Genomic DNA, 20151 nt, shown 5'->3' with positions numbered 1-20151 from the left:
TCAGGCGGTCAGCAGCGCCAGGAGGGCGTCGTACACGCGCCCGATCGATTCCCGATGGACGTGTTCGTCGGCCGTGTGGGCCACGGTCGCGTCTCCGGGACCGAAGTTGACCGCCGGCATGTCGTGTTCGGCGAAGCGAGCCACGTCGGTCCAGCCGAGCTTGGCCCGGACCGGGGCACCGTCGGCGATGAGCCGGGCGAAGAGCGGGTGCGTGAGCGACGGTGGGGCGGGCGAGGCGCTGTCGACCACCACGAACCGGTCGTCGGTCTCGAGCGTGTCGCCGAGCACGTCACGCAGGCCCTCGAGCGCCTCGTCGACCGTCCGGTCGGGAGCCACGCGGAGGTTCACCGTCAACGACGCCTCGTCGGGGACCACGTTGCCTGCGACCCCACCGTCGACGAACACCGCCTGCATCGCCTCGCGGTACTCGCAGCCGTCGATGACCGGGGAACGGGCCTCGAAACCGTCGATCCGGGCGATCGCTGCACCCAGACGATGGATGGCGTTGCGCCCCATCCACGGCCGCGCCGTGTGGGCACGAGCCCCGCGGAAGGTGAGCACCACGCGGACGGTGCCCTGACAGCCGGCCTCGAGCCAACCGTCGGTCGGCTCGCCGAGGATCGCAGCGTCGCCCTCGAGCAGGCCGGGACGTTCGCGGTACAACTCGAGGAGACCCGAGTGTTCGGCTGCGATCTCCTCTGCCGCATAGAAGACATAGGTGACGTCGACCGCAGGAGCGTCGACCGACTCGGCCAGTTCGAGGAAGACCGCCAGACCGCTCTTCATGTCGGCGGAGCCCAGACCCCAGAGGGTGTCGCCCTCGATCCGTGCCACCTCGTTGCCGTTGGCCGGCACCGTGTCGAGGTGGCCGACGAGGAGGAGCCGCTGGTCTCGACCCAGTTCCGTGCGGGCCACGACGTTGTCGCCGACGCGCTCCACCGTCAACCAGGGGACGGCCCGGAGTCGTCGTTCGACGTGGTCGGCGAACACTGTCTCGTCGAGGCTCGGCGACGCGATGTCGACGAGCGCTGCCGTGAGCGCGAGCAGGTCGACGTCGCGCATGTCCGGGCCGTCAGACGGTGGCGCCGTTGTCACGCAGGATCGAGTTGAGCTTCGACTTGTCGTGACGTTCGCCGGGCTCGAGGCGCTTGACCACGAGCACGCACGGCAGGCCGAACTCGCCGCCGGCGAACGACCGTGGCCGTGTCGCGGAGACCGCAACGCTCCATGCCGGGACCGAGCCTCGGCTGATCTCGTCGCCGGTCTCGGCGTCGATGACCGGGATCGACGCGGTGAGGATGCTGCCGGCACCGAGGACCGTGCCCTCGCCCACCTGCGCGCCCTCGGCGACGATGCAACGACTTCCGATCATGCATTCGTCACCGATCACCACGGGAACGGCGTTGGCCGGTTCGAGGACGCCACCGATGCCGACGCCACCGGAGAGGTGCACGTTCTTGCCGATCTGGGCGCACGATCCGACCGTCGCCCACGTGTCGACCATGGTGTTCTCGCCGACGTACGCACCGATGTTCACGTACGAGGGCATCATCACGACGCCCGGGGCGAGGTGGCTCCCCCAGCGGGCCGAGGCGCCGGGCACGACGCGCACGCCGGCCGCCTGGAAGTCGGACTTGAGCGGGATCTTGTCGGCGTACTCGAAGGGACCGAGCTCGACGGTCTCCATCGCCGACAGGCGGAACAGGAGCAGGATCGCGTGCTTCAGCCACTCGTTGACGGTCACGCCGTCGGGGCCGACCTCGGCCACGCGGGCCTCGCCGCTGTCGAGCAGGTCGATCGCCTCGCTCACCGATGCCATCGCATCGGTGTCGGCCGGCGTGAGTTCGTCACGGCGGGCCCACAGGGCGGTGATGGTCTCTGGCAGCGTCGACATGACGGCGAATCTAGCCCGGGGCTCCGTGCGTCCCCGCAGGCCTCAACTCGCCCGGAGTCGCGCCACCACGAGGTCGATCCGCTCGTCGGGCTGCACTGCCGCGACACGCACGTGGTGGCGGCCGGCCTCGCCGTAGAACTCACCCGGCGCGACGATCGCTCCCCCGCGGACCGCGAGGTCCTCGGCCAGCGCCCAGGCATCGCCGTCGGGCGCCGGAACCCAGAGGTAGAAGGCCCCACCCGGCATCGCGACGTCGATGTCGAGTGCGTCGGCGAATGCCTGGCGCAGTGCCTCGAGGCGCGAGCGGTACCGCTCGCGCTGGACGTCGACGTGTGCTTCGTCGCCGAGGGCCGCGACCGCCGCGGCCTGGATCGGCGACGGCACCATGAACCCTGCGTGCTTGCGGACCTCGCGCAGATAGCCGACCAGCTCACGGTCACCGGCGTAGAAACCGACGCGGCCACCAGCGAGATTGGACCGCTTCGACAGCGAGTGGACGGCGATGACGCCGTCGGTCCCGTGCTGGAGGATCGAACGCGGCGGGCCGTCCCAGGTGAATGCGACGTAGCACTCGTCCGACAGGACCGGGACGCCGTGCGAACGACCCCAGGCCGCCGCTGCTCCGAGGTCGTCGAGACCGCCGGCCGGATTGCCCGGCGAGTTCACCCACAGGCACAACGCACGCTCGGCGTCGGCGGGCTCGATGGCGTCGAGGTCGATCGTCCAGTCGTCCCGGACCGGTACCGGCACCGGTCGGCACCCGGCGAGCGTGGCGCCCATCTCGTAGCTGGGGTAGCTGATCGCGGGATACAGCACCGTGTCGCGGTCGGGGGTGCGCAGACGGAGCCACTGCGGGACGCCAGCGACGAACTCCTTGCTGCCGATGGTCGCCGCGACGTCGTCGCCGGTCAGCTCCACACCGAGGTACCGAGCGCTCCACTCGCACACGGCGGTGCGGAACGCCGGCGTCCCGATCGACGCCGGGTACCCCCGCGGGTCGGCCGACGCCATGGCGTCGACGGCGATCTCCGGTGCCGGATCGAACGGTGTCCCGATCGACAGGTCGACGACACCACCGGGGTGCTCGTCGGCACGCTCACGAAGCGGGTCGAGGCGGTCGTAGGGGTACGGGGGCGGTCGGAAGCCGGACACGCCTATGCCACCTCACCGGTCTCGAACTCGCTGAAGGTCGCCCTGGCCGCATCGTCGAGCCGAGCGTGGACGGTCGTGCCGTGCTCGCCGTGGGTCTCGACGAGGACCTCACCCTCGCGGTGCACCGCAGCCAGCGCGTCGCCACGGTCGTAGGGAACCAACAACTCGATCACCGGCTGCATCGCGCGGAGTTGCGTGCCGATCGCGGTGAGCAGGTCGTCGACGCCCTCGCCGGTGGCGGCCGAGAACGGGACCGCACCCGGGTGTCGGCGCACGAGCGTCGCCGCCGATTCGGGGTCGAGGTCCATCTTGTTGAACGCGAGGATCTGGGGCACCTGCCCGGCGTCGATCTCTCGCAGGACGGTGTGGACGGCCTCGATGTTGCCGGCCACGTCCGGGGCCGTGACGTCGACGACGTGGACGAGGAGATGCGCGTCGGCAGCGACCTGCATCGTCGACTTGAACGCCTCCACCAGTTGGTGAGGCAACTTCCGCACGAATCCCACGGTGTCGGTGCACAACACCTTCTCGCCGCCGGGGAGGTCCAGACGGCGGGTGGTCGCGTCGAGCGTGGCGAAGAGCCGGTCCTCGACCAGGACACCCGCGTCGGTGAGCCGGTTGAGCAGGGTCGACTTCCCGGCGTTGGTGTAGCCGACGATCGCCACCCGCTGCGTCCGACTCCCGTGCCGCTGCTTGCGCTGGGTGTCGCGGTGGTTGGCGATCTCCTTGAGATCGGCCTCGAGCTTGTGGATCCGTCGCACGAGACGGCGACGATCGGTCTCGAGCTGGGTCTCGCCCGGTCCGCGCGTGCCGATCCGGGCGCCTCCGCCCGCCGACATCGCACCGCCCTGCTGGGAGAACGAACCGCTGCGCTTTCGCAGACGCGGGAGTCGGTAGCGGAGCTGCGCGAGCTCGACCTGGGTCTTGCCCTCGATGCTCGACGCGTTCTGGGCGAAGATGTCGAGGATCACGGCGGTGCGGTCGATCGCGGTTCGGCCGAGCATCTTCTCGAGGTTGAACTGCTGTGCCGGGGTGAGCTCGTTGTCGAAGACCACGGTGTCGCAGTCGGTCGCGAGCGCGATCTCCTTGAGCTCCTCCGCCTTGCCCTTGCCGACATACGTGGGCGGATCGGGAGCCTGCCGACGCTGGGTCAATCGGGCGACCTCCTCGGCACCGGCGGTGTCGATCAACGCGCTCAACTCGTCGAGACCCCGCTCGGTCTCCTCCTGGTCGTCGGGCGGGAGCGTCACGCCCACCAGGACGATCTTCTCCCGGATCGCCCGTTCGATCAGCGCCATCAGAGCGGCCACTCGATCTCGGCGATGGCCACGACCGGAACGGTGAGGTGGGCCGGCTCGCCCAACTCGACCTCGGCATCGCCACCGGGTTGCGTCACCCGGACGTGCCTCGGGGCCAGGCCCCAGTCGTTGGCGGCAGCGGCGGCGGCGACGGCTCCGGTGCCGCAGGCGAAGGTCGGCCCCACGCCACGCTCGTACACCGACATCACGATCCCACCGGTCTCGCCCGTCGTCACCAACTCGACGTTGGTGCCGCCCGGAGTCGACGCGTTGACCCGCTCGCCGAAGGCCACCAGGTCGGGGGCGTCGTCGGGATCGGCGACATGGCACACCACGTGGGGGTTGCCGACGTCGACCTGCACCGCTCGGAGGATCCGGTCGCCCTCCCACTCGGCCAGGCGTCCGACGATCTTCGGCGTCCCCATGGCGACCCGCATCCGATGCTGATGTGATGCGGTCTCCTCGACCACCGTCACCAGCCGCTCGCCGGCATCGGTGTCGATCGGCACGACCCCGTCGGGCGCGTATCCCGCCATGGCGATCGCCTGCGCCATGCACGAGATGCCGTTGCCGCTCATCTCGGCGCGGCTGCCGTCCTCGTTGCGCAGCTCCATCCGGAACGGTCGGCCGGCGGGCTTGGTCACCCGGATCAGGCCGTCGGCTCCGACGCCGCGATGACGATCGCAGATGGCGATCGCGATGTCCTCGTCGATGGGGGTGTCGGCATTCCTGTCGAGGAGGACGAGGAAGTCGTTGCCCAGTCCGTGGTGCTTGGTCACGCGCATGTGCCCTCCATTGTGCCCGGATCTCCCGCCGCTTCCGGCACCGGTTCCCTCCCGCTCAGCCCGGCGTGACGGCGGCGACCACGGCGTGCGCGATCTGCGGGGTCGACTCGGCGTCGGCATCGACCCAGACGATCCGGGGATCGCGTCGGAACCACTTCTCCTGGCGCCGCGAGAAACGGCGGGTGCGCAGCGCCGCCAACTCGACCGCCTCGTCCAGGGCCATGCCGTCGACCACGTGCATGGCGAGCTCCTTGTAGCCCAAGGCCTGACCGGCGGACCGGGACAGGCCCCGGGGTTCGTCCAGGAGCCGACGGACCTCGTCGAGGAACCCTTCCTCCATCTGCGACGTCAGCCGTGCGTCGATGCGGGCATCGAGCGCCGCCCGGTCGCGCCGGAGGGCGACGAGGCCGAACGGCGTCGGCGGATGTTCCCCCAGACCCGGTCCGAACGACGAGAACGGCGAGCCGGACCCGATGGTGACCTCGAGCGCGCGGACGACCCGGCGGCGGTTGCTCGGCTCCATCCGCCCCGCGGCCACGGGGTCGAGGACGACCAGCCGACCGTGAAGTGCCTCGGTGTCGACTTCCGCCTCGAGCTCGGCCCGCACGTCGGGGAACTGGCCCGGCAACGTCAGGTCGTCGACGATCGCCCGCAGGTAGAGCGCGGTGCCGCCCACGAGGAGCGCTCGCTTGCCTCGCGTCTCGATGTCGACGATCGCCGCCTTCGCGACCTGCTGGAAGCTGGCGACGTCGAAGTCGTCCCACGGGTCGGCGAGGTCGAGCGCATGGTGCGGCACACGTGCCTGTTCCTCCACCGTCGGCTTCGCCGTACCCAGGTCCATGCCGCGGTACACCTGCATGGAGTCGACGACGACGATCTCCCACGACTCGTCCGACTCGGCGATGGCCAGGGCCACGGACGACTTCCCGCTCGCGGTCGACCCGACGAGGGCGACGTGTCGTCCGGGGTCCACCTCAGCCGGCGGCGACGGGGATCCGCGTCCGGTGCGCTGCGACATGGATCACGTCGCGCAGTTCGCCCCGGAGGTGGTGTGGCGCCGCCTCGGTGACCTCGACGGTGGCGTACGAGCCGACTCGGATCGGGTCGGAGGCGAAGTGGATCAGCTTGTTCTGGCCGGTGCGCCCGGTCAACACGTTCGGGTCCTTGCGGCTCGGCCCCTCGACCAGAACCTCCTCGACCTTCCCGATCCGGGCTTCGTGGCGTCGGAGGGCGCTGCGTTCGACCACCTGTCGCAGGCGTTCGAAGCGCTCGGCGACGACCTCGGGGGCGACGAACTCGTCGACCATCTCTGCGGCTTCGGTGCCGGCACGGGGCGAGAAGATGAACGTGTAGGCCGAGTCGTACTCCGCCTCGGCCGCGACAGCGAGGGTCGCGGCGAAGTCCTCGTCGGTCTCGCCGGGGAAGCCGACGATGATGTCGGTCGTCACTGCCAGGTCGGGCATCTCGGCCCGAGCTCGGGCCAGGCGCTCGAGGTATCGCTCGGCGGTGTAGCCGCGATGCATGGCGGCCAGCACACGGTCGGACCCCGACTGGAGTGGGAGATGGAGGTGGTCGCACACCTCGGGGGTCTCGGCCATGGCCGCGATCGTCTCGGTCCGCAGGTCCTTGGGGTGCGGGCTCGTGTACCGCACCCGCCGGATGCCCTCGACGGCGGCGACCGATCGCAACAGGTCGGCGAAGAGCGGGCGGACACGCACGTCGTCTCCGGCCTGGCGGGCGGCGAGCGTGAGGTCGCGCCCGTAGGAGTTGACGTTCTGGCCGAGAAGGGTGACCTCGGTGACGCCGTCGGCGGCCAGTCGGCGGGTCTCGTCGACGATGTCGTCGACCGAGCGACTGATCTCCTCGCCCCGGACCGACGGGACGATGCAGAAGGCACACGAGTTGTCGCAGCCCACCTGGATCGTGAGCCATGCGGCGTACGGGAGTTCTCGACGAGTCGGGAGCGCGCTCGGGAACGAGGCGTGGTCGTCCGACATGGCGTCGAGGATCTCGGTGATCGGACCTTCGGTCCGCGACCGGTGCAACAGGTCGACGGTCCGGCCGACGTTGTGGGTACCGACCACGACGTCGACGTGCGGTGCCCGGGCCTGGATGTCGTCACGGTCCTTCTGGGCCAGGCAGCCAGCCACGACGATCTCCATGCCGGGGTTGGCTTCCTTGACCGACTTCAGGTGCCCGAGGTTGCCGTAGAGACGGTTGTCGGCGTTCTCCCGGATGCAGCAGGTGTTGAGCACCATCACGTCGGGCACGGCATCGTCGGACGCGGCCTCGAGACCATCGGCCTCGAGCAGACCCGCGATGCGCTCGCTGTCGTGCTCGTTCATCTGGCACCCGTAGGTGCTGACTCGGTAGGTGCGGGCCACGGCGCCCCAGGCTACGCGGCCATCCGCCCGCTGGAGCAGTGCAGGCTCCTCAGACGATCGACGGATCCGGGCCGATGGCCGCCGGCTCCGTCGCCGGCACGGCGGCACGGTCCTCGATCGTCAGTCGGATCGCCGTGCGCCGCTCACCGTCGATGACGATGTCGGCGAAGTGCGGGACGCACACCAGGTCGACGCCCGACGCGGCGACGTAGCCCCGGGCGATGGCCACGGCCTTGATCGCTTGGTTGAGCGCGCCGGCGCCCACCACCTGGACCTCGACCGCACCGTGGGTGCGGACCACGCCGGCCATGGCTCCAGCGACGGAGTTCGGGTTCGACCGGGTCGAGACCTTGAGCTGTTCCATGGGTCGCCTCCGGGAGGCAGGCAGTCGTGACGCAGAGTGCGGCGTGGTGTCGGTTGTCTTCGACACCCCCGTCGTCGACTCCTCCCCCGGGCGCGTCGCCGCCCCGGGCTCCGTGGTGGAGACAGCCGGGGCGGGTCGCGTTCGCTCCCCTACAGGAGCTCCTCGATCGAGTTAGTCGTCGAGGCTGATGGGTGCGTCGAGATCGATCTCCTCGTCCGCTTCCTCGGGGACGTCGTCGCCGATCCCCATCTGTGTGCGGATCCGATCCGACAGCTCGACCATGATCTCGGGGTTCTCGGTGAGGAACGTCTTGGCGTTCTCCCGGCCCTGGCCGAGTTGCTCGCCGTCGTAGGTGTACCAGGCACCCGATTTCTTCACGAGCGCCAGGTCGACACCGATGTCGATCAGCGAGCCCTCACGGGAGATGCCCTTGCCGTACATGATGTCGAACTCGGCCTGCTTGAACGGCGGGGCCACCTTGTTCTTGACGACCTTCACCCGGGTCCGGTTGCCGACGACCTCGACCCCGTCCTTCAGCGCTTCGATGCGACGGATGTCGAGTCGGACCGAGCTGTAGAACTTCAGCGCGCGCCCGCCGGGCGTGGTCTCGGGCGAACCGAACATCACGCCGATCTTCTCGCGCAGCTGGTTGATGAAGATGCAGATGGTCTGCGACTTGGACAGGTTGCCGGTGAGCTTGCGCAGGGCCTGGCTCATGAGTCGGGCCTGGAGGCCGACGTGGGTGTCGCCCATGTCGCCCTCGATCTCGGCACGGGGCGTCAGCGCGGCGACCGAGTCGACCACGATCACGTCGATGGCGGCGGAACGCACCAACATGTCGACGATCTCGAGCGCCTGTTCGCCGGTGTCGGGCTGCGAGATGAGCAGCTCGTCGACGTCGACGCCGATGTTGCGGGCGTAGACCGGATCCATGGCGTGCTCGGCGTCGACGTAGGCGCAGATGCCGCCGTTGCGCTGGGCCTCGGCCACGACGTGCATGGCGAGGGTCGACTTGCCCGAGGACTCGGGCCCGTAGATCTCGGTGACACGACCTCGAGGGAGGCCCCCGATGCCGAGGGCGAGGTCGAGGGCGAGGGCTCCGGTGGAGATGGAGTCGATGTTCATCGACGTCTTGTCGCCCATCTTCATGACGGCGCCCTTGCCGAACTGCTTCTCGATGTTGCCGAGCGCCATGTCCAGCGCCTTCTCACGATCCATTGCGGCCATTTCGGTGGTCCTTTCGAACGTCTCGGTCTTCGGCTGCGGGGTGCAGCGAGTACGTGTGTCGAACTTACGGAGGGGGTCTGACAAGAACCCCGGTGGCGAATGACAGCAGCGTAACTCCGAACAACCGTTCGATCAAGCACCCTCGCGTTCGAGGAGGCGGTGCCGGAGGCTGTCGAGGGCCGAGATGCAGGCGAACTGACGGACGCGCTCGCGGTCGCCCGGGAGTCGGACCTCGCGGACCTCGACGTCGCCCTCGATGTCGGTGGCGAAGAAGACCGTGCCCACGGGTTGGCCGTCCTGTTCGTCGGGACCGGCGACGCCCGTGACCGCCAGGCCGATGTCGGCGCCGAGGACCCGCCGAGCACCCGTCGCCATCTCCGAGGCCGCCGACGCGGCGACGACAGGACCCTCGGTCACGTCGAGCACGTCGAACTTCACCTCCGACGCATACGACACGACCGAGCCGCGGAACCAGGCACTCGCCCCGGGCACCGACACGATCCGCGACGCGATCAGACCACCGGTCACCGACTCGGCCAGACCGAGCGTGAGTCCCCGTCGATGGATCATGGCGCCGACACTGTGCTCCATCGTCTCGTCGTCGACCCCGAACACGAGGTCGCCGAGCAGCGCGCGGAGTTCGGCCTCCTCGGCGGCGATCACCACGTCGACCGAGCGGGCATCACTCCCCTTGGCGGTGATCCGCAGCCGCAGCCCTTCGATGCCCGAGGCGTTGAACGCGAGGGTCACGTCGCCCCGATCGTCGAGGTCGCGCAGGTGGTCGTCGAGGCGTTCGGCCAGGCCCGACTCGGACTCACCCCACGTACGCAGGGTGCGCGACACGATGGTCGCCGGCTCGCCGGCACGAGTACGGAGGTCGGGCAGGACCGCCCGCTCGACCATGTCCTTCATCTCGTGTGGGACCCCGGGCACGGCGTAGATCACCTTGTCGCCGATGGGACAGATCAGCCCCGGCGCCGTCCCCCGCGTCTGGTGGATGACCGTCGCGCCGGCCGGAACGTCGGCCTGGCGCAGGTTGTTGTCGGGCATGCGGCGTCCACGCGACGAGAACATCTTCCGGATCGCATCGGCGACGACGTCGTCGCGTACGAGGTCGACTCCCATGATCTCGGCGATCGCTTCCCGGGTCACGTCGTCCTGGGTGGGACCGAGCCCACCGCAGCAGATGACGGCGTCGGCCCGGTCGAGCGACTCGCGGATGCAGGCGACCATGCGGTCGTGGTTGTCACCGACCCGCACCGACCGCAGACAGTCGACGCCGCTCAGGGCGAGTTGCCCGCCGATCCAGGCCGAGTTCGAGTCGACCACTGTTCCCAGCAGCAACTCGGTTCCGATGGCGACGACCTCACAGCGCATGGGCGTTGAGGCTACCGGCGGTCTCCCGTGCGGCTGAGGGCCTTGCGCCCGTCGGTGATGTAGGAGACACCGGTCCAGACGGTGAGCGCGACCGCGATCCACAACACGGCGGTGGCGACCCACGAGGCGTTGTCCGCCGTGATCGGCAACAGCGCGAAGCCGATCGCGACCTCCTGCACCACGGTCTTGACCTTGGCGGCGTACCGGGCCGGGATGGCGATGCCCTGGCGGCCGTAGAACGACCGCAGCACCGAGATGCCGAGCTCGCGGGCCGTGATGATCACGACGGGGAGCCACCAGAACGTGCCGTGGGCGACCAGGGCCCACGCGGCGCCGAGCACCAGGACCTTGTCGGCCAGCGGATCGAGGAAGGCACCCGAACGGGTGGTGCCGTGCTTCCGGGCCAGGTGACCGTCGAGTCCGTCGCTGCCGGCGAGGACGATCCAGGCGGCCAGCGCCCAGTAGGAGGCGCCGTCGACGGCGACGAACGCCAGCAACGGGAGGGCGAGGATCATCCGCGTGATCGTGATCGCGTTGGCCGGGGTCGCCAGGGCAGAGGCGCCGTAGCGGCTCGCACGGACCGTTCGTTCCGGCACCGTGCTCACCGGACCGGCTCCTGGGGCGCGTCTGCGGGCAGGACGGCATGGACTTCGGGTCCCTCGGCGCTGGTCACGACCACGTCGTGGAACGTACCCATTTCGAGCGAGGCGGGCACAGTGATGATGCCGTCGATCTCCGGGGCCTCGCGATGTGAGCGGCCGACACCCGGCTCGTCGACCAACACCGAGACGGTCGAACCGACCAGTGCGTCGCGGCGCGTCGCCGTGATGTCGTCCTGCATCCCGCGCAGTTCGGCCAAGCGGTCCCGCATCAACGCCGCGGGCACGGCGCCGTCGAGGTCGGCCGAGTAGGTGCCCTCCTCCTGCGAGTACGAGAAGAAGCCACACCAGTCGAGTTGCGCCTCCTCGACGAACGCGAGGAGCGAGTCGTGGTCGGCCTCGGTCTCGCCGGGATAGCCGACGATGAAGTTGGAACGGAACGCTGCGTCGGGCTCCCTGCGGCGGATGGCGTGGATCCGCTCGAGGTACTTGTCACCGTCGCCCCATCGGCGCATCCGGCGGACGAGCGGACGGGAGACGTGCTGGAGCGAGAGGTCGAAGTAGGGCACGCCGGTCCGACAGATGGCGTCGATGAGCGCGTCATTCAACTCCGACGGGTAGAGGTACAGCAGCCGGACACGGTCGACGATGGACGCGATCTCGTCGATCAACGGCACCAGGCCGCGCTCCCCCACGCCCTGATCACGGCCGTAGCTGGCCAGGTCCTGGGCCACGAGGACGATCTCGCGGACGCCGCCGTCGGCCAGGGTGGCGGCCTCGGCGACGATGTCGAGGGCGTCGCGAGATCGCTGCGGGCCGCGGAACGACGGGATCGCGCAGAACCCGCACTTGCGGTCGCAACCCTCGGCCACCTTGATGTAGGCCCAGGGCGCCGTGGCCGGCGGTCGCGGCATGTTGAGGAGATCGAGTTCGGGCACTGCGGGTTCTGACCCGCGCGGACCGCCGATCGTCACAGGGACCCAGCCGGTCTGGTCCGACACCACGGGCCCGCCGAAGCCGACCACGCGATCGACCTCGGGCAGCTCGGCCGCCAACTCGGCGCCATAGCGCTCGGCCATGCAGCCGGTGACCACCAACTCGGCGTCGGCCTTCCGGGCGTCGCTCAGGGTGAGGATCGTGTCGATCGACTCCTGCCGCGCCTCCTCGACGAACGCGCAGGTGTTGACGACGACCAGGTCGGCCGCGTCAGCACTCGCCGCCGGCACGTAGCCATCGGCGAGCAGCGACCCCGTCACCTTGTCGGAGTCGACCGCGTTCTTGGGGCATCCGAGCGTCTCCACCCAGAATCGACGTTCTGCCACGACTGCGAGGGTACCGATGGCACCCTCGCACGACCCCTATCGGCGCCGGACTACCGATGGAACGCCAGTTGCAGCCCGGGACGCGGCCACGGGAGACGCACCAGACGGCCCGTTCCGGAGAGCGTCACGTATGCCGTGCTGCCGTCGTCCCCGCCGAAACAGATGTTCGTGACGAGCGGATCGTCGAAGGCCAAGTGCTCGACGGTGGCGCCGTCGGGCGAGACCGACGTGATGCCGCCGTTCGCCAACGTGGCGACGCAGACCCACCCGTCGCCGTCGACACCCAGGGAGTCGAACAGCTGGTACCCCTCGAGCCCGGCCAGCAGGTGTCCGCCGCCGGGGCCGAGCGGGTTCGCCTGGGTGGCGTCGATCTCGCCGGGACCCGAGAGCGGCCACTGCCAGACGCGACCGGTGTGGGTCTCGGCGGCGTAGAGCGTCGATCCGTCGGGCGACAGACCCACCCCGTTCGGCGCGTCGACGGGATGGATCTTCTCGACGCACGACGAGCCGTCGACCGACGCGTAGTGGAGTCCGGTGATGTCGGACGAGCGGTCGTGACGAACGCCGTGATCGGTGAACCAGAAGCCGCCGTCGGTGTCGAAGACGATGTCGTTCGGCGCCCGGAGCGGGATCGTCTCGCCGTCCGGCGTGGTCGATGTCGTGTAGATGGTCTCGACCGCACCGCTGTCGAGGTCGACGCGTTGGATCGATCCGCCGGTCCACGTGCTCGGCACCGGCCCGGGGAACGTGAACCCCATGACCTCCTGCCAGTCGAAGCAGCCGCCGTTGTTGCAGACGTAGACCATCCCGTCGGGTCCGACGGCGGCGCCGTTGGGGCCTCCGCCGAGGTCGAACCGCTGTCGCACCGCGCCGTCGGCTTCCAACCACGTGAGCGTTCCTCGCTTGATCTCCACCAACAGGATGGAACCGTCGTCCATCGCGATGGGCCCCTCGGGGAACTGCAGGTCGGATGCGATCTCGGTCACGTCAGCCATGCCGCGCATCCTGCCAGAGGGCGGGTGTCCGTGGTCGGCGGACGTCAGCCGGCGAGCAGCGGCACGGTCACCGCATACGCGGCGAGCAGGGTGATCGCCTCGTTGCGGTTGATGCGCTTGCCGGTGAACATGAACACCCAGGCCGCGAGGGCCACCCCGATCATGATCACGGTGCCGGAGCCGGCCAGGACATCGCTGTCGAGTTGCCCCGGACCCAACAGTCCGGCGGTGGCGCCGACGGCGAGGCTGTTGAACATGTTCGACCCGAGCAGGTTGCCCACGATGAGGTCGTGCTCGTTCTTCCGCGCGGCCGCGACGGCCGTGACCAACTCGGGGAGCGACGTTCCCAGCGCGATCAGCGTGAGTCCGACGAAGCCTTCGGCCAGGTCGAGGCGAGCGGCGATGTCGGAGGCTCCCCACACTGCGAGCTGCGCCCCACCGATCACACCGACGAGCCCGACGAGCGTGCGGAGGGCCTCGCGAGCGGTCGAGATCGACTCCTCGTCCTCGAGGTACTCGTCGACCTCGCTGACCAGCTCGTCGCTGCCGTCTCGGGACCCCAGGAAGAGGAAAGCCAGGGCCGCGACCAGGGCGAGCAACAGGACCACGCCCTCCCACCGCTCGAGGCCGTCCTGGATGAAGAACGCGAAGAGCAGCACCGAGGCGACCGAGAGCGGCGCCTCCTTCCGCAGCACCGACGATGTGACCGTCATCGTGCACAACAGGGCCGAGACGCCGAGCACCAACGTCAGGTTCGCCACGTTCGAGCCGATGATGTTCCCGGCGGCGATGTCGAGCTTGCCCTGGGTCGAGGCGATGCCCGAGACCACCATCTCGGGCGCACTCGTCCCGAACCCCACGACGACGGCCCCGATGATGACCGGGGGGACGTTCAGGGCCGACGACAGCCGGGCAGCGCCGGCGACGAAGAGGTCCGCCGCCTTCGTGAGGAGGACGAGACCGACGACGACGGCCAAGAGGGCGAGGGGCACGGTGGAGAGATTGTCGCATCCGACTCGTCGGCGACGAACCACCGACCCCGACCCATCGGGAACCGCCCTGGTGGAGAGGTGCGTGAGCCCTGGTGACGATCAGCGCCAGCGCAACGAGGGAACCACCTCGTCGGGGCGTCGAGATGCCGCACGCAGGACGTGGACCGTGGCCTCCGGATCGCCAGCCCGACACAGCACTGCGTCCGGGACGCGCTCGGCGAGGGCTGAGGCGAATGCCTCGGCAGCGACGCGAGTTGCACCGACGACCCCAGGTACGCGCCACGCCTCATCGCCGGCCGCCACCAACCAGCGCGGCGTGCCGAGCGGCCCCAGGACCTCGGTCATGGCCGCGCTCCAAGCGGCGGCGGCGTCGTCGTCCACCTCGTTCACGACGACCGTCACGCCCTCGTCGGATCCCTCGGCGTCCACGACCGCGCCGTCGAGGCCCGGGACTCCCACCTCCCGCAAGCCGGCCGCGACGGCTTCGCCGAGCGCGACCAACGTCTCCTGGTCGGCTCGCATGCCGCCGCGCGCACGCATGGCCATGGCACCGGACGCTGCCGCGGCGCCCAGGGCCAGCGGCCACAGGAACGGGGTCACGGCCACGGACGCGACGGCCGACGCAGCAGAGAGTCCAGCGCCCGAGGATGCGCCGGCGATCCAGTGTCGCCACCGGCGCGTCCGGGTGCGCACCCGACGCGGGGCACGCCGCCGACGGACGGCCACGGCGGCGGTCGCGACACCGCCGGCGTCGATCGATCCCCACGCGTCCCTCGTGGCGTCGCGATCGAGAGCGCTCGAGCGATTGACCGCGTTGATCGCGGCGATGGAATCGAGGTCGGGCGGTTGGCTCGAACCCATCACCGGGTGCAGCTTCTCCGGCCCCGTGCGGAGGACCCCGTCGGCGTCCGGCCCCCACCAGTGCTCGTGCCGACGGCGGACGCGTCGCCAGTCACCGTGCGATGTGGGATGCGCGACCGCGACGTCCCAGAGCGACGCCACCTTGTCGGGTTTCGCGGGGTCGATCCGCAGTGCCCGCCCCCGAAGCTGGGTCGCCGCCGTCCGGCTGGCCACCTCGGAACAGTCGACGAGGACGTCGAGCGCGGGGTGATCCCATCCCTCACCGACGAGGCCTCGCGTCGCGACGAGCACCTGGATGATGCCTGCGTCGAGCGCCCGCTCCGCGGCATCCAACCAGTCGGCGGGGCTCCATGACGCGCCATCGACGGTGAGGGCGACCGCGCCTGGCGTGTCGCAGCCGTCGATCGACACGCTGGCGCCGTCTCCGGACGCGACGACCGCCACCTCGGCGGCATGGACCGCGTCACACCATGCCCCGCTCCCGGTCACGGCCATCACCCCGGCATGGACCACCGTCGCTTCGCCGCAGAGCCGTCCGAGCATCGTCGCCGCCGTCCCCGCGTCGTCGCCGAGCACCTCACGTGCCTCCGCCGGCGGCGTACCGGCGCGATCCCGCTCCACGACCACGAGCGCCCTGGCCGGGGCGCCGCGCGATTCGAGTTCGAGCGCGACGACCGATGCTGCGGCATCGGCCTTGGCAGCGGACCGGGCGCACACGACGTCGGCCACCGACCTCCCCCAACGCACGCCCGCAGTCGTGATCGACACTCCGTGGCGACGCGTGACCGACGCGACGGCCTCCCGATCGTCGGTGCTCGCGGTCGACGTCTCGTCGTGGATCCAGGCATCGAGCAGGGCAAGCCGGTCGTCGAGCCGGAGCTCCGCCGTCACGTCCGCACCGTCGGGCGGCGAGAAGTCGGCCGGCAGCGAGAGCCCCCGGCCTCGCCACCATCGCGCCATCGCGACGGCCACGATCGGATCCCGGTCCCAGAACTCGTCCCACCGCGCCGCTCCCTCATCGCCATCGTCCACCGGGCCGCGGTTCACCAGCTCCGCTCGGTGGTCCAGCGCGGCCGATCCGAGCGACTCGACCGCCCAGGTCACGAAGGTCTCCCGCGCGGTGATCGCGTCGAGCGCATCGGTGAACGCTCCCACCCATCCGTCCAGGAACTGCTGTTCGCCGGGTGTCACCGGCGTCAGGCGGACGGCGTCGCGCCATGGCGCCACCGACCCCTCGGCCACCAGAGCCGCGAGATGGAGCTCGGCGTCGACCGGGCCCAGCACCCGGGTGTAGTTCTCGGCCTCGCGTGCTCCGTCGGGTTCCGGCAACGTGGCGGTGAGGCCGACGACCGCAGGATCGATCCGCTCGACGAGCGCTGCGACGACGAGCGCCCACCAGTCGAGGAGGTGGTGGCACTCGTCGAGCACGACACACCCGATGCCCCGTACCGCCAGCCGGTCGACCACGTCGTGGGCTGCCGGGCCCAGGAGCTGTTCCACCGGGATGCCGAGATCGTCTCCGGTGGCCAGCGCTCGGCGGAGCACCCGCACGTGGCGTCGGAGATCCTTGGCCGCGCGTCTCGGGTCGGCCGCCTCGACCGCGGCCACCCGTGCTTCGGCGCCGTCGACCCCGAAGTCGGCTTCGAGTTCGCTGCACCACAGTCGACGGGCAGCGTCATGCAGTTCGGCGGTCGCCTGACCCGGGTTCCCGATCAGCTGGTAGGTGATCGACAGCAACGGCGCGTCGACATCGGGATCGTCGGTGGTGAAGGTCTCCGGGTCGCCGCCGAAGAGCCGGATGGACTCACGCCACTGCTCCCGGATCGCCGACGTCGGCGAGAGCACCAACGTGGGACGGTCCAGCCGACGGGCCAGCTCCAGACCGATCAACGTCTTGCCGGCGCCGGGCGGAGCGCAGAGATGCCATCGCTCGTCGGCCACGCGCGTGGCGAGGTCGAGCAGGTGCCGCTGCGATGGTCGCCAGTCGAACGTCGGCTCCAGCGATCGCCAGAGGCCCGTGGTCATGCCTCGTCGGGGTCGTCGTCCGTCGGGAGTTGGTCGGACTCGCCGGGATCGAGCGCCTTCCACTCGTCGTCGATCCAGCGGAAGCGGTCACCTGCGGTCGGGGTGATGCCGTGCTCGCCCAGCAGGTCGAGCAAGGGGGTGGGCACGTCGGTCTGGTCGATCTCGTCGTAGGTCTTCCAGACGGTCGACCACTTCTGCCAGCGGTCGCCGGTCCACATCCACGTCGAGTTCACCCGGCGCGGGAGCTCGGTCGCCTTGCGGCGTTCCTCACGATCGCGGGCCTCGCGCAGGATGCCGGCGCGGAACTCCATGCCAGCGTCGTGACGGACCACGACGTCGTCATCGGCGGCGCCGGAACGCAACAGCCGATCGAGGAACCCCACCGCCGACGGGCCTCAGGTCCTCGACAACAGGTCGTCGAGTTCCTCTTCGGTCATGAGCACGTCGCGTGCCTTCGAGCCGATCGAGGGACCGACCACGCCTCGCTGTTCGAGGATGTCCATGAGCCGGCCGGCTCGGGCGAAGCCGACCTTGAGCTTGCGCTGGAGCATCGACGTCGAGCCGAGCTGCGACCGCACGATCAGCTCCATCGCCTGGAGGGCGAGGTCGTCGTCGTCCTCGTCGCCGGTGCCGCCACCGGGAAGGACCGCTGCAGCGCTCGCGCCCTCGGCGCCACCCTGGACCTCTTCCACGTAGGAGGTCTCGGGCGACTGGCGCTTCCAGTGCGCCACGACCGCACGGACCTCGTCCTCGGTGACCCAGGAACCCTGGATGCGAGACGGGCTCGAGCTGGTCGGGCCGAGGAACAACATGTCGCCCTTGCCCACCAGCCGCTCGGCACCGGTCTGGTCGAGGATGACCCGCGAGTCAGTGGCACTCGACACGGCGAAGGCGAGGCGTGCGGGGACGTTGGCCTTGATGACGCCGGTGATGACGTTCACCGACGGGCGCTGCGTGGCGATGATGAGGTGGATGCCGACGGCACGCGCCATCTGGGCGATGCGGCAGATCGACTCCTCGACGTCGCGGGCCGCGACCATCATGAGGTCGGCGAGCTCGTCGACCACGACGATGACGAAGGGAAGACGCGAGTAGCGCTCGGGAGCGCCGTGCTCAGGCGCACTCGACGAGGTGACGAGCGACTCCTGGTAGGCGTCCTCGACGTCGTTCAGGTCGCCGCGGTCGTAGGCCTCGTTGTAGCCGGTGATGTCGCGCACCCCGACCTCGGAGAGCAGGTCGTAGCGACGCTCCATCTCCTTCACCGCCCACGACAGTGCGTTGGCGGCCTTCTTGGGGTTGGTCACGACCTGCGTGAGCAGGTGCGGGAGCCCGTCGTACTGGCCCATCTCGACCCGCTTGGGGTCGATGAGGATCATGCGCACCTGGTCGGGGGTGGAGCGCATGAGGATCGAGGTCAGGATCGAGTTGAGGCAACTCGACTTGCCGGCACCGGTCGCGCCGGCGATGAGGATGTGCGGCATGGCAGCGAGGTTCATCAGGTTGGACTTGCCGGCGATGTCGCGGCCGACGGCCACCTCGAGGGGATGGTCGGCGTCGGCAGCTTCCTGGCTCGCCAGGATGTCGCCGACGGCGACGAGCTGGCGACGGGCGTTGGGGACCTCGATGCCGATGGCCTGCTTGCCGGGGATCGGCGCCAGGATGCGGACGTCGGGGGTGGCCATCGAGTAGGCGATGTCCTTCGCGAGGCTCGTGACCTTGTTGACCTTCACGCCCGGACCGAGTTCGAGCTCGTAGCGGGTCACCGTGGGACCCACGACCATGCCGACGAGGCGGGTCTCGACGCCGTGCTGTGAGAGCGACGCCTCGAGGCGACGTCCGTCCTCCTCGACCGCCTTGCGATCGACCTCCTGGGTGCCCGAGCGGACGAGCAGCTTCGACGGCGGGAGCGTCCAGTCGCCCGCCGCGGGGGCGAGCTTCATGTCGAGTTGTTCGGGGTCGATCTGGTTCTCCGGCGGCGGCAGGAGGAACTCGGGTGGTCCGGCGTCCTCGACCGGAGGCTCCGGCGGGAGGGGCTCGTCGAGGTCGTCACCGCCGTCGTAGAGCTGGGTCTCGCCGCCGATGGTCACGTCGATGATCTCGTCGTCGACCTCCGCTTCGTCGCCCAGGTGGAAGAGCGACCCGAAGGCACGCTTCACGGCCTCGTTCAGGGGCCGGACGGTCGAGACGGCACCCTCTGCGGCAACGCGCACCGGGATCCGGGTGATCACGAAGAAGGCGATGAGCATCACCGTGGCGAGCAGGACGACCGCTCCGGGTTCGGCGGCGATCTTGATCAACGGCGCCCCGACGGCCATGCCGATCAGTCCACCGGCACTCCCCCACTCGTCGAGGCCGTCGGCGTACGTCGGCGCACCGCGGGTGACGTGGAGCATGCCGGCGACGGCGAGGCCGAGGAGCGTGCCGCCGACCGCGAGGTGAGCGCGACCGAAGAGGCCCTCGCCGGTCTCCGGGTCGTTGTCACGGACGAGCGCGATGCCGATGAGCACCAGGACCGGGGGGACGAACACCCCGGCGAGGCCGGCGAGGCCGCTGGCAGCGTCGGCGAAGAGACGGCCGATGGGGCCGGCGACGTCGGCGTAGAGGCCGGCGCCGGCCACGATGGCGGCGCCGATGAGCGCCAGTCCGGCGACGTCGGCGTAGCGGCCGTCGAGCGCGGTCCCGACCGTCGCCGTCATCCGCTGGGTCGCGGTGGGCGGTGGCGCCTTCTTGCGACTGCGCGTGCCCTTGGCGGGCGGCTTGCGGGACGCGCTGGCGCGTGCCGGCTTCTTCTTGGTCGATTTCGTCGTCTTGGACGTCGATTTGGGCGTTGAGCGCGTGGCAGCCACAGTGCCAACAACGCTAACACCAGCCACACC

Annotated in this window: 17 protein-coding genes; all 17 read right to left on the bottom strand. The window is 70.0% G+C overall.

Features of this window, described 5'->3' with window-relative positions; translation table 11 throughout:
* The 17 genes from dapE to AB8619_RS05770 all read right to left on the bottom strand — a co-directional run bounded on the left by dapE (window position 1) and on the right by AB8619_RS05770 (window position 20121).
* Window positions 1–1062 (bottom strand): succinyl-diaminopimelate desuccinylase, encoded by a 1062-nt coding sequence (dapE, locus tag AB8619_RS05850; RefSeq protein ID WP_436795524.1) that lies wholly within the window; start codon window positions 1060–1062, stop codon window positions 1–3.
* Between the two features lie 10 nt (window positions 1063–1072).
* Window positions 1073–1894 carry a 2,3,4,5-tetrahydropyridine-2,6-dicarboxylate N-succinyltransferase gene (locus tag AB8619_RS05845; protein WP_436795523.1) on the bottom strand — a complete coding sequence of 274 codons (822 nt, stop codon included), beginning with the start codon at window positions 1892–1894 and terminating at the stop codon, window positions 1073–1075.
* Window positions 1895–1936: 42 nt separating this feature from the next.
* Window positions 1937–3046, bottom strand: a complete 1110-nt coding sequence (locus tag AB8619_RS05840) for a pyridoxal phosphate-dependent aminotransferase (RefSeq protein WP_436795522.1) — start codon at window positions 3044–3046, stop codon at window positions 1937–1939.
* A gap of 2 nt (window positions 3047–3048) precedes the next feature.
* Window positions 3049–4344, bottom strand: coding sequence for a GTPase HflX (gene hflX / locus AB8619_RS05835; RefSeq protein WP_436795521.1), 1296 nt, complete (start codon window positions 4342–4344; stop codon window positions 3049–3051).
* Window positions 4344–5129: a diaminopimelate epimerase gene (gene dapF / locus AB8619_RS05830; protein WP_436795520.1), complete on the bottom strand. Its 786-nt coding sequence runs from the start codon at window positions 5127–5129 to the stop codon at window positions 4344–4346. The genes hflX and dapF overlap by 1 nt, the downstream gene beginning before the upstream one ends.
* A gap of 55 nt (window positions 5130–5184) precedes the next feature.
* Window positions 5185–6102 (bottom strand): tRNA (adenosine(37)-N6)-dimethylallyltransferase MiaA, encoded by a 918-nt coding sequence (miaA, locus tag AB8619_RS05825; RefSeq protein WP_436795519.1) that lies wholly within the window; start codon window positions 6100–6102, stop codon window positions 5185–5187.
* 1 nt (window position 6103) lies between these two features.
* Window positions 6104–7513: a tRNA (N6-isopentenyl adenosine(37)-C2)-methylthiotransferase MiaB gene (gene miaB, locus AB8619_RS05820; protein WP_436795518.1), complete on the bottom strand. Its 1410-nt coding sequence runs from the start codon at window positions 7511–7513 to the stop codon at window positions 6104–6106.
* Between the two features lie 49 nt (window positions 7514–7562).
* On the bottom strand, window positions 7563–7877 hold the full coding sequence (locus AB8619_RS05815) for a stage V sporulation protein S (protein WP_436795517.1): 315 nt from the start codon (window positions 7875–7877) through the stop codon (window positions 7563–7565).
* 171 nt (window positions 7878–8048) lie between these two features.
* On the bottom strand, window positions 8049–9104 hold the full coding sequence (gene recA, locus AB8619_RS05810; protein ID WP_436795516.1) for a recombinase RecA: 1056 nt from the start codon (window positions 9102–9104) through the stop codon (window positions 8049–8051).
* Window positions 9105–9236: 132 nt separating this feature from the next.
* The gene (locus AB8619_RS05805) at window positions 9237–10481 is read right to left on the bottom strand and encodes a competence/damage-inducible protein A (RefSeq protein ID WP_436795515.1); all 1245 of its coding nucleotides are present in this window, start codon (window positions 10479–10481) and stop codon (window positions 9237–9239) included.
* An 11-nt stretch (window positions 10482–10492) separates the two neighbouring features.
* Window positions 10493–11086, bottom strand: a complete 594-nt coding sequence (locus AB8619_RS05800) for a CDP-alcohol phosphatidyltransferase family protein (RefSeq protein WP_436795514.1) — start codon at window positions 11084–11086, stop codon at window positions 10493–10495.
* Window positions 11083–12402 (bottom strand): 30S ribosomal protein S12 methylthiotransferase RimO, encoded by a 1320-nt coding sequence (gene rimO, locus AB8619_RS05795; protein ID WP_436795513.1) that lies wholly within the window; start codon window positions 12400–12402, stop codon window positions 11083–11085. The genes AB8619_RS05800 and rimO overlap by 4 nt, the downstream gene beginning before the upstream one ends.
* A 50-nt stretch (window positions 12403–12452) precedes the next feature.
* Window positions 12453–13397 carry an SMP-30/gluconolactonase/LRE family protein gene (locus AB8619_RS05790; RefSeq protein WP_436795512.1) on the bottom strand — a complete coding sequence of 315 codons (945 nt, stop codon included), beginning with the start codon at window positions 13395–13397 and terminating at the stop codon, window positions 12453–12455.
* A 44-nt stretch (window positions 13398–13441) separates the two neighbouring features.
* Window positions 13442–14389, bottom strand: a complete 948-nt coding sequence (locus tag AB8619_RS05785) for a calcium/sodium antiporter (RefSeq protein ID WP_436795511.1) — start codon at window positions 14387–14389, stop codon at window positions 13442–13444.
* 99 nt (window positions 14390–14488) lie between these two features.
* Window positions 14489–17275: a DEAD/DEAH box helicase family protein gene (locus AB8619_RS05780; protein WP_436795510.1), complete on the bottom strand. Its 2787-nt coding sequence runs from the start codon at window positions 17273–17275 to the stop codon at window positions 14489–14491.
* On the bottom strand, window positions 17272–17658 hold the full coding sequence (locus AB8619_RS05775; RefSeq protein ID WP_436795509.1) for a hypothetical protein: 387 nt from the start codon (window positions 17656–17658) through the stop codon (window positions 17272–17274). Before AB8619_RS05775 ends, AB8619_RS05780 begins: the two co-directional genes overlap by 4 nt.
* 12 nt (window positions 17659–17670) lie before the next feature.
* Complete coding sequence (locus AB8619_RS05770) at window positions 17671–20121, bottom strand: DNA translocase FtsK 4TM domain-containing protein (protein ID WP_436795508.1); 2451 nt, start codon at window positions 20119–20121, stop codon at window positions 17671–17673.
* Window positions 20122–20151 lie beyond the last annotated feature (30 nt).

Origin of the sequence: Actinospongiicola halichondriae, from assembly GCF_049103745.1 — a bacterium.
Classification (GTDB): Bacteria; Actinomycetota; Acidimicrobiia; order Acidimicrobiales; family Salinilacustritrichaceae; genus Salinilacustrithrix; species Salinilacustrithrix halichondriae.
This window is presented reverse-complemented; position numbering and strand designations above follow the sequence as displayed.